The following is a 13,959-nucleotide window of genomic DNA, read 5'->3' as shown; positions in this document are numbered from 1 at the left end:
GGTCCGCCACCCGACCGTCGTCCCACGGAAACCCGGGTAGGCTTGGCCCCTCCATGCCGCCCGTCCCCCTGTGTCCCTGCTCCTCCGGCCAGCGCTACCGCCAGTGCTGCGCGCCCTTCCACAAAGGCGAGGCCGAAGCGCCCGACGCCGAACGCCTCATGCGCAGCCGCTACGCCGCCTTCGCCCAGCGCGACGCTGCCTACCTGTGGAAGACCCTCCACCCGGACCACCCCCTGCGAGCCCGGCCGCAGGAGGACGTCCTGCGCGAGCTGCGCGCCTTCGCCCAGGCGCACCAGTACCCGGGGCTCACGGTGCTGGGCCACCAGCCGCCAGACGCGTCCGGCCTGGCGCGCGTCCTCTTCTTCGCCCGCGTGTTCGAGAAGGGCCGCGACCAGTCCTTCGTGGAGCGCTCCGACTTCCGCCACGACGGCACCGGCTGGCGCTACCTGGACGGCATCCTCAAGCTGCCGCGCGACCTGCCCGGGCCGCCCGAGTCCCTCACGCTCGACACCTTCCCCGCGGACTGACGCGCGCGAAAAAAGAGTCCCCCGTCAGGAGTCCTTCGGCCGTGCGTCCCTCTGCGTGCTGCCCGGCCGGAGAGGCCCTACACGCACTGGTACAGCCCCCTTCACGGGGGGCTGCGGTTCGAATCCGCCTTGGCCCGGAAGGGTCACCCAATCCGCGGCTTCTCCACTCGGGCAGCACCCTTTTCTCCTCCTTCAGCGCGCGGACGAAGCGTCCAGGTCGCGCGAAGAGAGGTCGCGGTCACCGTCCTCTCCCCCCGGCGCGCCATCCGCCCCGAGTGACACGATGACGGGCGTGCTCCGGTCCAGCGTGTACACGTAGTCATTGCCCCAGGGATCCCTCGGAACCTGCGAGAGGAGGCCCTCCGTCACCAGCGCGCGCAGCCCCGTGGCCGTGTCCGGCAGCCGGCCCTTCTTCACCACGTACAGCTGCAGGGCCTGCTCGAGCCCCCCGAAGTCCAGCCTCACCCGCTTCTCCTTCGCGGTCCCAAACTGTCCCAGCACCGACACGCCGACGGCGGCGGCGATGAGCCCCAGGATGGTGATGACGACCATGATCTCAATCAACGTCATGCCGCGCTGACGCCGCACCCGCGACCTGCTCTTGTCCATGTCTGTCCTTCCGACCCGGCGCCCCACGCGCCGGTTGCTGGAAGGGCGTGGCCCGCATGCGGACCCCCGCGCCTTCCGGGACGAGCGCATTTGCAATCAGCGCGCCTCACGTCTCCGGCCCCCGTGTCACGGGGGGAGCCGCCGTGGTCGCCGGACACGACGGACACAATGACCGGCGCGCCCCCGGTGTCGCGGGACACGGCGTCAGCCGGCCCGTGCTTCACGTCGTCATGTGGGGCAGCGGGCGCAGGTGGTAGCGGGCCTCGAAGGCGCTGAAGAGGTCCAGGTACTGCTCCAGGTAGCGGGTGAGCAGGAAGCGGCGGCGCACCGTCTCGTGCGCGTGCTGCCCCAGCTGGTGGCGCAGCCTGGGGCTCTTGAGCACCTGCACGATGCGCGCGGCGCACTGCTCCACGGAGTCCACCAGGAAGCCGCTGTACCCATCTTCAATCTGGTGGCGGATGCCGCCCACGTTCCCGCCCACCACGGGCGTGCCCTTCCACATCGCCTCCGCCACGGTGAGCCCGAAGCCCTCGCGCAGGGACTTCTGCACCACCACCGCCGCGCGGCGCTGGAGCGCGTTCACCAGCGCCGTGTCCTCGCGGCTCAGGATGATGAGCCGCTCGTCCTGGTGCCGCATCACCTCCGCGTAGACATCCAGGCCCTCCGGGTCGTCCACGGCCATGTTGCCCAGCAGCACCAGCGTGCACGGCACCTCCTTGCGCGCGAGCTGCCATGCGGCCACCACGCCCTCCGGGTCCTTCCACCGGTCGAAGCGGGACACCTGCACCACCAGCGGCAGGTCCGTGGGGATGTGGTGGTGCGCGAAGCGCTCGTCCATCTCTCCTTCGGACATCTCCCGGTTCTTGATGGAGAACGGATCAATGGCGGGCATGAAGAACACCTGCGGGATGCTCAGCTCGCGCGCGTACTCCGGGATGCTGAGCACCGTCGCGTCGTACTGCTCCACGAAGGGCTTGAGGTACGCCCACAGCGCCGGGTCCGGCCGCGACAGGTCCACGTGGCAGCGCCAGATCCACGGGCCGCGCTTGCGGCTGTGCCGCACGATGGGCAGCGGCTGCGGATCATGGATGACGACGCGGTCGTGGTCCAACCGGTTGCGCACCGCGTTCTCGTAGACGACCTCCTCGTAGATGTTCGCCTTCAGGGGCGTCAGGTGGATGTCCGCGCCCTGCAACGCGTTGTGCATCTTCTTCGTGATGTTGAAGAAGTCCGGCGGGCCCTGGATAGCGCGCCACTCGGTGACCATGCCCACGCTGTTCATCAGCAGCGTCAGGGGCGACAGCAGCTCCGCCACCCCGCCGCCGTAGTACGTGGAGTTGACGTGCGCGACGCGCAGGTCCTGCAGCGGCCGCGCCTTCTCCAGGATGCGCTCCACCACCTCCGCGCCCACGTAGCGCTCGTAGTGCTCCACCTGGATGAGCGGATGCGGGTCGCTGCTGCATGCCCCCTGTCTGCGACTGCCCGCGCGCGCGTGCCACCCTCGCCCCCGCGCCCGGACGCCGGCTGCCCGCTGCCGTACACCGACCCGACCCGCGGTCCGGGCCTTCCGCCGCCCAGGCGGCCCCGGACGTGTGCGCCACCCACCACAAATGAAAACGCGCCCGCCCCTAGAGAGGGACGAGCGCGTGGGGTTCAGGCGACAGCGCGCCGGAACCGGGTGCGTCAGACCGCCTTGAGGCGGGGGGTGCGCGTCTTGGTGTTGCCCGCGGCGGCGGCGGCCTCGCGGAGCGCGTCCTTCTTGTCCGTGCGCTCCCAGGTGAACTCCTTGTCGGGGCGCCCGAAGTGACCGTACGCGGCCGTCTTCTGGTAGATGGGCCGCAGCAGGTCCAGGTGCTCCGTGATTTCACGCGGACGCAGGCCGAACGTCTGGCGCACCGCGCGCGCGATCTGCTCCTCGGGCACGGTGGCCGTGCCGAAGGTCTCCACCATCACGCTGACCGGCTCCGCCACGCCGATGGCGTAGGACACCTGCACCTCGCAGCGGGTCGCGAGGCCCGCGGCGACGACGTTCTTGGCGATGTAGCGGCCCATGTACGCGGCCGAGCGGTCCACCTTGGACGGGTCCTTGCCGCTGAACGCACCGCCACCGTGACGGCCCATGCCGCCGTAGGTGTCGACGATGATCTTCCGACCCGTGACGCCCGAGTCGCCCATGGGGCCGCCGATGACGAAGCGGCCCGTGGGGTTGATGAAGAACTTCGTCTTGTTGTCGATGAGCTTCTTCGGCAGCACCTTGAGGATGACGTCCTCGCGGATGGCTTCCGTGATCTTCTTGTTGGAGACGTCGTCCGCGTGCTGCGTGGACACCACCACCGCGTCGATGCGGACCGGGCGGCCGTCCTTGTACTCCACCGTGACCTGGCTCTTGCCGTCTGGGCGGATCCACGTGTGGTTCTTGCGGCGCACCTCCGCCAGACGGCGGGTCAGCGCGTGCGCGTAGTGGATGGGCGCGGGCATCAGCTCCGGCGTCTCGTCGCACGCGAAGCCGAACATCATGCCCTGGTCGCCGGCGCCCTGGTCCTTCTTGTTGTCCACGCCCCGGGCGATGTCCTGGCTCTGGCCTTCGATGGCCACCATGACGCCGCACGTGTTGCCGTCGTAGCCCATGGAGCTATCGGTGTAGCCGATGCGCGTGATGGTCGACCGGACGATCTTCGGGATGTCCACGTAACAGTTCGTCGTCACCTCGCCCGCGACGATGGCGAGGCCCGTCTTCACGAGCGTCTCCACGGCGACGCGCGCCTGCGGATCCTTGGCGATGATGGCATCCAGCACACCGTCGGAGATCTGATCGGCGATCTTGTCCGGGTGGCCTTCGGTGACGGATTCAGACGTGAACAGGAAGTCGGTAGGCATGTCTTCTCGAACTTGCGCAAATCCAGTGACGCAGCGCAGGGGGCGGACAGTAAACGTGCAGTCCCAAGGGAGTCAAACCTCCCGGCAGGCCCGTTTATTCGTCGCGGTCGCCCGTGAGCGGCCCCACCCGACGCGCGAGGTGGGCCTGCCTGCCGGATGAATTTTGTGCGTCGCGAGCCGTTCCCCTGGGCTAACAGGAGTCGAGCCCTTCTTCAGGAGGCCACCCACCCTTATGAACGTGAACGCCCGCATCCGCACCCTTCCCTTCCTGGTTGCCCTCACCCTCGCCGTGCCTGCGTTCGCCGCGCCGAAGGCCGCCACCGACGCCATCACCAAGCCGGTGAAGACCGTGGTGCAGTCGGTGCGCTACGAGAAGGACCTGAAGGCCCTGGAGAACCTGGGCGGCGACCAGCAGGGGCGCTTCCTGCTCGGTGACGACTGGGCCAAGGGCACGGACGCCCAGCGCAAGGAGTTCCTCCAGCTGTTCCACAACCTCTTCGCGAAGCTCGCCTTCCCCAAGGTGCGTGAGAACTTCAAGAACCTGGACTCCATCACCTACGACGAGCCCCAGGTGACGGGCGACAAGGCGCTCGTCGGCTCCACCGTCTTCATCAACCACCCGCTGAAGAAGCAGGAGATGAAGCTGAAGTACTTCGTGGAGAAGGTGGGCAGCGCCTGGAAGGTCGTGGACGTGTCCGTCCTGGGAGATTCCATGCTCACCAGCATCCGGGACGAGCAGGTGCGTCCCCTCTTCAAGGAGGGCGGATGGGACGGTCTGCTGGGGGCCATGCGCACGAAGAACAACGAGCTGGCTTCGGTGAAGGTGAAGTAATCCAGTCAGGGCCGCGCTGAGCAGTCAGGCGATCAGGCCTCCGGCCTCCCCCCGGGTTCCGGGGGAGGCGCGGGCCGGGTAGGCTCCGCGTCCCCTTCCTCCCGAGCGCCTGGCGAATGACCGTCTCCCCTCCCGCCCAGCAGCGACTGGCCCGCAGCGCGCCGTCCGCCCGTGAGGTGGATGCGTTCTGCGTGCAGTACGCGCCCCGGGCCCCGGGCCACCCCGCCGTGCGGGACCTGTTCCGGCTGCTGTTGGAGGTCCCCGAGGACGGGCTGGACGCACGCCTCGCGTGGGTGGAGCGCTGGATGCACTGGATGCGCGAGCGCATCCCCGCCCAGGGGTTGGTGGAGGCGGAGGACGCCACGCTGTCCCCCACGGACTCCCGGCTGTCGCTGCTGGTGCGCGTGCTGGAGGGGGAGTCTGCGCTGCGCGCGTCCGTCACCCGGCTGGTGTCGGGCGTGTGCTCCGGCAGCCGGGGGCTGAAGCTCTTCGCGCAGGTGGGCCTGAGCGGCGGCAACGGCTTCTTCTCCGAACTGACGGACCGCTTCGCGCGCGGCGTGCTGCCCGCGCCGCCGGAGCCGGGCAATCTGTCGGAGCTGCTCCTGCGCCTGTTCCCGGTGCCGCAGGACGCGGAGTGGCTGGCCGCGCTGTCCCCGGCGCTGCTCGCGCGACTGACGGCGCTCGTGGGAGACCCACCGCCGCCGGACCCTTCCCCCATCACGCGCGTGCGCGGCGACCTGATGGACGCGCTGCTGCTCTTGGGCGTGCAGGTGACGAGCCTGGGGCTGGCGGAGGACGTGCGCGACCGCAGCCCGGGGCTGTCCTTCCGGGGCTCGCCCTTCCTCAAGCTGCGGCTGGTGTGTGACGCGGTGCTGGCGCGCGACGGCGCGCAGGACTCGCTGCGCGACCTGGCGCAGGGCGTGTCGGACTGCCGGCAGGTGGTGGGCTCCGTCACGCGGCACCTGGAGCACTCGGGCGTCAGCGTGGACCTGGTGTACCGGCTGGAGCGCATCCGGCGCGGCCTGGACCGGATGGAGGCCATCGCGCGCGTGCTGGGCGCGGCCCGGGGCGAGCCGCGCTGGCGCGAGGCGCTGGTGCTGCTGTCGGACCTGCTGCGGCACGCGCACGCGGACCGCTCCGTGCGCGCGCTGGTGCGGCGCCACGCGCGGCTCCTGGCGCGGAAGATCATCGAGCGCACCGGCAACACCGGCGAGCACTCCATCACCGCGACGCCAGGCGGGTTCCACCGCATGGTGCACTCCGCGGCGGGCGGCGGGCTGCTCACCGCGTTCACCGCCGCGCTGAAGTTCTTCCTGGGCGGGCTGTCGCTGGCGCCCTTCTTCGCGGGCTTCTTCGCCGCGCTCAACTACGCCGGCAGCTTCGTGGTGATGCAGTTCCTGGGCTTCACGCTCGCCGCCAGGCAGCCCTCCATGACGGCCTCCACGCTGGCCGCCGCGGTGGGCGAGGACTCCGGCCCGGGCGCCACGAGCGGGCGCATGGAGCGGCTGGCGGCGCTGGTGCCGCGCATCACCCGCTCGCAACTGGCCGCGGTGCTGGGCAACCTGGGCTGCGTGCTGCCCGCGGCGGTGGCGCTGGCGCTGGGCTTCCAGCTCATCCGGGGCCACTCACTGCTGTCGGTGGAGCAGGCCCACGAGGTGGTGGCGTCACTGCACCCCTGGCACAGCGCCACGCTCCTGTGGGCCGCCTTCACCGGCGTGCTCCTCTGGGTGTCCAGCGTGGCCGCGGACTGGTTCGAGAACTTCGTCGTCTACCGCCGCCTCCCAGAGGCCCTGGCCCACCACCGCGTGCTGCGCGTGTTCCTGGGCGAGCGCGGCGCGCGCTGGCTGGCGGGCGGCCTCATGCACCACGCGGCGGGCGTGGGCGGCAGCGTCACCCTGGGCGTGCTGCTGGCCGTGGCGCCGGGGGTGGGCGGCTTCTTCGGCGTCCCGCTGGACGTGCGGCACGTCACGCTGTCGTTCGGCGCGCTCGCCCTCGCCGGCTGCACACTGGGCCCCTCCATGGTGCTGGCGCCCGGCTTCCTGGCCGCCCTCCTGGGGATGGCCGTCATCGGCCTCCTCAACTTCGGCGTGGCCTTCGCCCTGGCCCTGGGCGTGGCCCTGCGCGCCCGGGACGTCCCCCTGCGCGAGGGCCTGCGCTTCCTGGGCGTCATGGTGGTCCGCTTCCTGCGACAGCCCGGCCCCTTCCTCATCCCTCCCCGGGAAGAGGGCCTCCCCGACGACGCCGTCCCCCAGGTCGTCCCCCTGGTGGGGCCTCCCGGGCACTGAGCCCCGGCCGTAAGCCGCGGTTATTCCCCTGAAGAGGGGGCCCCTGCCCCGCGTGCAGGAGGGGCGGTCAGGCATCCCTGGCGCCGCTTCCTGGCGGGAAGGTTTGTCGATAGGGTCCCGCGCCCATGAGCGGCAATCCCTCCTCGCATCCCCCGCCTCGCTTCGCAGTCGCCTATGCGGAGCTGCTGGTCCGGCGTCCCGGCATCGTCATGACCGTGTTGTTGTTGCTGCTCGGTCTGGCCGTGTGGGGCACGTCGAAGCTGACCATCAACTCGAACCAGCTCGACCTCATCTCCCAGGACCTCCAGGAGGTGAAGGACGTCAAGCGCGTCATCGACATGGTGGGCGGCAGCGGCTTCTTCATGGTCGCGCTGCGCGGTGACGACGAGGCCACGCTCAAGCGCGTCGCGGACGACCTGGCCGTGATGGTGGGCAAGGACAAGGAGCACGCGCGCTCGCTCACGTACAAGATCCCCGTCGAGTTCGTGCAGCAGAACATGGTGCTCTTCGTGAAGACGGAGGACCTGGCCGAGGGCAAGCGCCGCATCATGGCGTTCCTCAAGGATCAGATCCGCCGCAGCAACCCGTTCTACATCGAGATCAAGAAGACGGAGCCGGTGAAGCTGGACCTGCAGGACCTGGTCGACAAGTACTCCAGCGTTGGCAACAAGAGCATCGCGGACGACTACTACATCTCCCAGGACCGCAAGCTGCTGCTGCTCCTCATCAAGCCGATGTGGGACACGAACCAGATTGGCCAGACGAAGGACTACGTGGAGAAGCTGCGCCGGGACCTGGCGGACTACTCCAAGTCCAACGCCGCGGGCGTGCAGCTGGTGGAGGACTACTACAAGATGGGCGACAAGAAGACGGTCGCCTACGGCTTCACGGGTTCCTACAAGACGGCGGTGGACGACTCGTACGCCATCGAGGAGTCGCTCCAGCCGGTGACCATCCTGGCGCTGGTGGCCATCTTCGCCATCACCATCGCGTTCTTCCGCAAGTGGGCGCCCACGCTCATCGTGGTGAGCGGCACGGTGGCGGGCACGCTGTACACGCTGGGCTTCACCTACGTGGCGGTGGGTGAGCTGAACATGATCACCTCCATCCTGGGCGGCATCCTGATGGGGTTCGGCATCGACTACGGCATCCACTTCATCTTCCGCACGCGCCTGGAGCTGGGCGCGGGCAAGCGCTACGACGTGGCCATCCGCGACGCGGTCATCAACGCGGGCCGTCCGGCGCTGGTGTCCGCGGTGGTGGTGGCGGGCTCCTTCTTCGTGCTGATGGTGAGCGACTTCAAGGGCTTCTCCCAGTTCGGCTTCCTGGCCGGCACGGGCACGCTGGTGCTGGGCATCACGCTGTTCTCCTGGTGCCCGGCGCTGCTGGCGCTGGCGGGCCACCGCAACCCGGAGCTGCCGCAGAAGCTGATTGGCGTGATGAAGCCGCCGCCGGTGAACAACGCCGCCGGCAACGAGGCGCGCATCCCGCGTCCGGGCCTGGTGCTGGCGGTGGGCTGCGTGGTGGTGGCGGTGGTGTGCGGCGCGGCCTTCCCGTGGAAGGACGGCGAGCCCCCCGCGGGCGCGGACTTCCTCACGCGCCTGCCGTACGGCGTGCGCTTCAACTACAACACCCGCGCGCTGATGCCGGCCAACCAGCCGTCGGTGGTGTTGCAGGATGAAATCAACGAGCGCTTCAAGATCGCCAGCGACCCGTTGGCCATCTACACCAAGGACCTGGCGGAGACGGAGGCCCTCTACAAGGAGCTGACGGCGGATCCGAAGAAGCGCCCCACCATCTCCCAGGTGATGAGCCTCTTCACCTTCGTGCCGCCGGAAGGCACCGCGCAGGCGAACACGAAGATCCTGGAGGAGTGGCAGGCGGAGCTGAAGGACATCGAGGTGTCGGCGCTGCCGCCGGAGACGCAGGAGAAGGCGAAGATCTTCCTCAAGATGCTGGAGGCCCGTCCCTTCGACGTGCACCAGGTGCCGGAGATCTACGCCACGCAGTTCCGCCACCTGCCCAGCACCCACCCGGAGAACCACGGCTACCTCACGTTCATCTACCCGAGCGTGGACCTCTGGGACGGCAAGCAGATGCTCCAGTTCGCGGACCAGACGCGCTCCATCAAGGGCATGGTGACGCCGGGCAAGTTCACCAACGGCCCCCAGGGCGCGCCGGTGGAGAAGGAGTTCCGCGCCGCGGGCGCCACGCAGCTGTACGCGTCGCTGGCGCGCATGGTGCTCAAGGACGCGAAGCTCACCATCATCCTCACCGCGCTGTGGATCCTCGCGATGCACTTCGCGGACTTCCGCAACGCGAAGCTGGCGCTGGCGTCGGTGATTCCGCTGACGGTGGGCCTGGCGATGATGCTGGGCTTCATGGCGCTGTTCGACCTGCGCCTGAACTTCATGAACGTCATCATCCTGCCCATCCTGCTGGGCTTCGGCGTGAGCCACGGTCTGTACCTGCTGCACCGCTTCCTGGAGGGGACGTCCCCGCTGGTGGCGCTGCGCAGCGTGGGCGCGGCGGTGGCGTCCTCCACCCTGACGGCGGTCGCGGGCTTCGCGGCGCTGCTGGTGGCCGGCCACAACGGCGTGCGCTCCATGGGCATCATCGCCTGCATCGGCCTCATCACCACGCTGCTGGTGTCCTTCACGGTGCTGGCGGCGGTGATGCAGCTCATGCACGACAAGCGGCAGCGTGACGCGGGCGGCTCGGGCTCGGGCGGCTCCGCCTCCGGCGGCGACGCGTCCTCCACACGCGCGGCCTGACAGCGCGCGCGAAGCGCTTAATATCCGCGTTGGACCTGCGCCCCGCCTTCCCTTCGAGGGGAAGCGCGGGGCTTCTGTTTCCCACATCCGTTTCTCTGCAAGGGAGCTTCAAGCCATGGGGACGTTCAAGCGACTGGGGCCGGTGCTGGGCCTGATGATGCTGGCCGGCTGCGCGACGGTGAAGAGCCAGCGGCTGCGCGCGGACTACGACACGGTGGACCGGAAGCAGGTGAAGCGGCTGGCGGTGGTGACGCAGCCCTTCCCGCAGGGCCAGCAGTACGTGGGGGACCTGTGGAGCCTCATCGCGCGGCAGTGGTTGAACCAGAACCGGGACTACCTGGTGAAGGCCAACACGTCCCTGCCCGAGCGCCCCACCGACGCGACCTTCAAGGACCAGTGCGTGGAGGGCATCGAGGGCGTGCTGTGGTTGGAGCCGCAGGTGAAGCGCGTGGGTGACGGGGCGGAGGTGGCGGTGAAGGCGCAGCTCCTGCGCTGCCGCGACGGCCAGGAGGTGTGGGCCGCGGAGTCCGCGGGCAGCTGGGACTCCACGGACAAGAAGTACAGCGAGCGCAAGGAGCAGTACGTGAAGGAGCTGGGGCCGGACGTGGAGCCCTACGTCGTCCCTTCGTACAAGCTGCTGGTGGCCACGCTGGACACGTTGCCCAATCCCGAACTGAACGAGGCGGACAAGGACGAGAAGATCGACCTGGGCGAGTAGCTTCTCCCTGGCGTGGATCCCCTCGTTCTCATCGGTCGGTTGCTGTTGGCCACGTTCCTGGGCGGCGTGCTGGGCGTGGAGCGCGAGGCCCGCAACCAGGCGGCGGGCCTGCGCACGCACACGCTCGTCGCGCTGGGGGCGTGCTGCTTCACGCTCGCCAGCGTGTACACCGAAGTGGTGCAGGGGGGGCCGGGCACGGTTCCCGGGACGCAGGCGGACGTGGGCCGCATCGCGAGCCAGGTCGTCGTCGGCATCGGCTTCCTGGGCGCGGGCGTCATCATGCGCCACGGCGGCTCCGTGAAGGGGCTCACCACCGCGGCCAACCTCTGGGTGACGGCCGCGGTGGGCCTGACGTGCGGGCTGGGCCTGTACGTGGCCGCGGGCGCCACCGTGGCGCTCGCGCTGCTGTCGCTGGTGGTGCTGCGCCCCGTGGCCCGGAAGCTGACGCCCCACCCCCGCCGTCACAGCGGCAGGACGGACGAAAATGGGAAGGACGGGGCCCCCGCGAATGGCGAGGACTCCCGTCCCGAGTGAAGCCCCGTCCGTGAAGAGGACGGCTACTCCATGGGCACCAGCGCGCCCGTGAGGTCGTGCGTGTAGGCCACCGGGCGCTCGGGCTTCACGGTCTCCTCCGCCGCGTCCTCGTCCGCCCCGCCTTCGGCCAGCACGGCGCCCTGCAGGTGCGCCAGGTCCCGGCGCAGGTAGACGTCATCCCCGTCCAGGTCCGCGACGTCGGAGAACCGCACCGGGTACTCCTTGCCGAAGACCCGTCCCTTGCCGATGGTGAAACCCCGGGGATCCACCGCGACAATGCCACCGAGCGCTTCGCCGTCCCGGTCCCGCACCGTCATCCCACGCTGAACGTCCGCTGGCTTGAACACGCTGCTGCCTCCTGCATTCGTGTCCGGCGAAGGTATGCACCCACGCTGGAAACGGCGACCCCCTCTCGCGCGCCCGGAGTCCGAACCCGGGCGGGGAAGCAGGGCCTACAGGGGGCCGGGCTCCACGTCGTGGCCGCCTGACAGCAGTGAGCCCTCCGGGCCGCTGAAGCGCCGGTCCATCTCCATGCGCACGTAGCGTTCGATCTCCTCCGCCGTCGTCAGCTCCATGGCGCCCTGGAGCATCTCCACGGCCTCATGGCGGCTCACCCGCCGCATCAGCCGCTTCACCACCGGAATCTGCCCGGACGTCATCGACAGCTCGTCGAAGCCCATCGCCAGCAGCACCAGCGTGAAGAGGGGGTCGCCCGCCATCTCGCCGCACATGGACACGGGGATGTTGGCGGACTTCGCCGCGGTGACGATGCCCTGGATCATCCGCAGCACCGACAGGTGCAGCGGCCGGTAGAGGTACGCCACCTCGCGGTTCTGGCGGTCGATGGCCAGCGCGTATTGGATGAGGTCGTTCGTCCCGATGGAGAAGAAGTCCGCCTCCTGCGCGAGCCGGTCCGCGATGGTGGCCGCGCTGGGCGTCTCCACCATGATGCCCACCGGGAAGCGCTTGCCCACCGGCACCCCGGCACGCCCCAGCGCCGTGCGGCACGCCTCCAGCTCGCTCCGAGCCTCGCGCAGCTCGCTCACCCCGCAGATGAGGGGGAACATCAGCCGCATGTTGCCGTGCACGCTCGCGCGCAGGAGCGCCCGCAGCTGCACCCGGAACAGCTCCCGGTTGGACAGGCAGTAGCGGATGGCCCTCAGCCCCATGGCGGGGTTGGGCTCCTTCTCATGCTTCGTCTTGCCCGGCACCTTGTCGCCGCCCAGGTCCAGCGTGCGGATGGTGACGGGACGGCCGCCCATGGCCTCCAGCACCTGCTTGTAGGCGCGGTAGTGCTCCTCTTCGGTGGGCGCCGTCTTCCGGTCCAGGAACATGAACTCGGTGCGGTACAGGCCAATGCCCTCCGCGCCGTGCGCCAGCAGCGAGGGGATCTCCTCCAGGAACTCCATGTTCCCGTTGAGTCGGATGCGGAAGCCGTCCGTGCTCACCGCGGGCTGTTCCTTCGTCGCGAGCGCCAGCTGCTCGCTCTCCTGGTAGCGCCGCTGCTCCTCCCGGAACAGCGCGAGCTGGTCCTCCGAGGGGTTCACCAGCACCACGCCGCGCGTGCCGTCCATCGCGACCAGGTCACCCGGCGAAATCTGCTCGCTCGCGCGCCCCGCGCCCACCACCGCGGGCGTCTCCCGCGCGCGGGCGACGATGGCGGTGTGGCTCGTCTGGCCGCCCAGGTCGGTGACGAAGCCCGCGACGCGGCCGCTGCGGGCCATCATCGCCGCGTCCGCGGGCGGCAGGTCGTGCGCCACGACGATGGCCTCCGCGGGGACCTCCACCTCCTCGTCCACCACCTGGCCCATCAGGTTGCGGATGATGCGGTCCGCCACGTAGTCCACGTCCGAGCGACGCTCGCGGAAGTACTCGTCCGGGATGTTGTCGAACAGGTGCTTTATCTTCCGGGCCGTGCGGCGCACCGCCCACTCCGCGTTGATGCGGTCCTCCACGATGAGGCGGTTGACCTCGTCCACGAGCATGGGGTCGTGGAGCATCAGCCGGTGCGCTTCCAGGATGAGGGCGTGGTCGCTGCCCTCCGTGCGCGTGATTTGATCCTTCAGCTCCGCGAGCTGGCGGTCGGACAGGTCAATCGCGGTCTTCATCCGCATCCGCTCCGGCTCCACCTCCGCGTCCGCGAGGCGGAGCTTGGGGGTGCGGATGCGCTTGCGGTCCAGGATGAAGGCATGGCCCACCGCCACGCCCGGCGAGGCGCCGATGCCCGTCAACCTGAGTGTGGGGGTGGCCTGGCTGCTCACGGTTCGTTCCCTGCCCTCACGGGGAGTCTAACTGCAACGGCACCTGTCATTGCGCCTCGCCAAAGCGATCCGCGATGAGCTTTTTCAATTCGGACAGGCACGCCTCCGCGTCCTCGCCCTTGCAGGTGATGGTCACCTTGACGCCCTGCCCCGCCGCGAGCATCAGCACGCCCATGATGGACTTGGCGTTGGCGCGGTTGCCCTCCGCCGCGATGAAGACCTCGCTCTTGAAGCGGTTGGCCACCTTGACCATCTGCGCCGCGGCCCGGGCGTGCAGCCCCAGCGCGTTGACGATCTCGAATGTCCCTTCGGCTTCGCTCGGCATCGCGACTCCCACTTCTGCTGATGTTCGTACACTCAAAGAAAGGCACCCGCCGCGCAGGCCAATCCCGCCGCGACGTAGAGGACCACGTAGGTGGGGACCCGCCGGTCGACGAGCACGTAGGACACCACCCCCACCACCAGACATCCCGCCGACAGGAACGCCGCCCAGGTACCGCCTGCCGTCGCCCCGAACCCCACCGCCAGCCACGCCGCCAGCC

The 13,959-nt window shown here is 69.5% G+C and carries 12 protein-coding genes and 1 pseudogene; 6 read left to right on the top strand and 7 right to left on the bottom strand.

From position 1 onward, the window contains the following. Positions 1 to 53 precede the first annotated feature (53 nt). On the top strand, positions 54 to 527 hold the full coding sequence (locus D7X12_RS30655; RefSeq protein WP_120628792.1) for a YchJ family protein: 474 nt from the start codon (positions 54 to 56) through the stop codon (positions 525 to 527). Positions 528 to 719: 192 nt separating this feature from the next. Here the strand turns inward: D7X12_RS30655 and D7X12_RS30650 are convergent, their stop codons facing one another. The 3 genes from D7X12_RS30650 to metK all read right to left on the bottom strand — a co-directional run bounded on the left by D7X12_RS30650 (position 720) and on the right by metK (position 4,013). Beyond that, positions 720 to 1,136 carry a type II secretion system protein GspG gene (locus D7X12_RS30650; protein WP_120628791.1) on the bottom strand — a complete coding sequence of 139 codons (417 nt, stop codon included), beginning with the start codon at positions 1,134 to 1,136 and terminating at the stop codon, positions 720 to 722. A 220-nt stretch (positions 1,137 to 1,356) separates the two neighbouring features. Then, entirely contained in the window at positions 1,357 to 2,568 is a 1,212-nt protein-coding gene (locus D7X12_RS30645) for a glycosyltransferase (protein ID WP_244224876.1), read from the bottom strand. Between the two features lie 251 nt (positions 2,569 to 2,819). Next, positions 2,820 to 4,013, bottom strand: coding sequence for a methionine adenosyltransferase (gene metK, locus D7X12_RS30640; protein WP_120628789.1), 1,194 nt, complete (start codon positions 4,011 to 4,013; stop codon positions 2,820 to 2,822). 238 nt (positions 4,014 to 4,251) lie between these two features. Between metK and D7X12_RS30635 the strand changes: the two genes are divergently transcribed. From D7X12_RS30635 to D7X12_RS30615, 5 genes are all read left to right on the top strand, one after another. Continuing rightward, positions 4,252 to 4,845, top strand: coding sequence for an ABC transporter substrate-binding protein (locus D7X12_RS30635; protein ID WP_120628793.1), 594 nt, complete (start codon positions 4,252 to 4,254; stop codon positions 4,843 to 4,845). A 116-nt stretch (positions 4,846 to 4,961) separates the two neighbouring features. Further along, on the top strand, positions 4,962 to 7,130 hold the full coding sequence (locus D7X12_RS30630) for a site-specific recombinase (protein WP_120628788.1): 2,169 nt from the start codon (positions 4,962 to 4,964) through the stop codon (positions 7,128 to 7,130). 125 nt (positions 7,131 to 7,255) lie between these two features. Next, a complete protein-coding gene (locus D7X12_RS30625; protein WP_120628787.1) occupies positions 7,256 to 9,904 on the top strand; it encodes an efflux RND transporter permease subunit in 2,649 nt (882 codons plus the stop codon). Between the two features lie 115 nt (positions 9,905 to 10,019). Further along, positions 10,020 to 10,622, top strand: a complete 603-nt coding sequence (locus tag D7X12_RS30620; protein ID WP_120628786.1) for an MXAN_6521/LA_1396 family lipoprotein — start codon at positions 10,020 to 10,022, stop codon at positions 10,620 to 10,622. Positions 10,623 to 10,634: 12 nt separating this feature from the next. After that, positions 10,635 to 11,156, top strand: coding sequence for an MgtC/SapB family protein (locus D7X12_RS30615; RefSeq protein ID WP_120628785.1), 522 nt, complete (start codon positions 10,635 to 10,637; stop codon positions 11,154 to 11,156). Between the two features lie 23 nt (positions 11,157 to 11,179). Here the strand turns inward: D7X12_RS30615 and D7X12_RS30610 are convergent, their stop codons facing one another. The 4 genes and pseudogenes from D7X12_RS30610 to D7X12_RS30595 form a co-directional block, all read right to left on the bottom strand. Further along, complete coding sequence (locus D7X12_RS30610) at positions 11,180 to 11,503, bottom strand: hypothetical protein (RefSeq protein ID WP_120628784.1); 324 nt, start codon at positions 11,501 to 11,503, stop codon at positions 11,180 to 11,182. Between the two features lie 105 nt (positions 11,504 to 11,608). Continuing rightward, the gene (gene ptsP, locus D7X12_RS30605; protein ID WP_120628783.1) at positions 11,609 to 13,417 is read right to left on the bottom strand and encodes a phosphoenolpyruvate--protein phosphotransferase; all 1,809 of its coding nucleotides are present in this window, start codon (positions 13,415 to 13,417) and stop codon (positions 11,609 to 11,611) included. Positions 13,418 to 13,463: 46 nt separating this feature from the next. Further along, complete coding sequence (locus D7X12_RS30600; RefSeq protein ID WP_120628782.1) at positions 13,464 to 13,742, bottom strand: HPr family phosphocarrier protein; 279 nt, start codon at positions 13,740 to 13,742, stop codon at positions 13,464 to 13,466. Positions 13,743 to 13,774: 32 nt separating this feature from the next. After that, positions 13,775 to 13,959 (bottom strand): annotated as a pseudogene (locus tag D7X12_RS30595) (PTS system mannose/fructose/sorbose family transporter subunit IID); the annotation flags it as partial.

This window comes from Corallococcus sicarius, from assembly GCF_003611735.1.
Classification (GTDB): Bacteria; Myxococcota; Myxococcia; order Myxococcales; family Myxococcaceae; genus Corallococcus; species Corallococcus sicarius.
This window is presented reverse-complemented; position numbering and strand designations above follow the sequence as displayed.

What these genes read in the sequence shown, in the direction of transcription:
- metK (WP_120628789.1), bottom strand. Translation starts at nt 4,013, where the DNA reads ATGCCTACCGACTTCCTGTTCACGTCTGAATCCGTCACCGAAGGCCAC.
- D7X12_RS30625 (WP_120628787.1), top strand. Translation starts at nt 7,256, where the DNA reads ATGAGCGGCAATCCCTCCTCGCATCCCCCGCCTCGCTTCGCAGTCGCC.
- D7X12_RS30600 (WP_120628782.1), bottom strand. Translation starts at nt 13,742, where the DNA reads ATGCCGAGCGAAGCCGAAGGGACATTCGAGATCGTCAACGCGCTGGGG.
- D7X12_RS30620 (WP_120628786.1), top strand. Translation starts at nt 10,020, where the DNA reads ATGGGGACGTTCAAGCGACTGGGGCCGGTGCTGGGCCTGATGATGCTG.
- D7X12_RS30630 (WP_120628788.1), top strand. Translation starts at nt 4,962, where the DNA reads ATGACCGTCTCCCCTCCCGCCCAGCAGCGACTGGCCCGCAGCGCGCCG.
- D7X12_RS30650 (WP_120628791.1), bottom strand. Translation starts at nt 1,136, where the DNA reads ATGGACAAGAGCAGGTCGCGGGTGCGGCGTCAGCGCGGCATGACGTTG.
- D7X12_RS30655 (WP_120628792.1), top strand. Translation starts at nt 54, where the DNA reads ATGCCGCCCGTCCCCCTGTGTCCCTGCTCCTCCGGCCAGCGCTACCGC.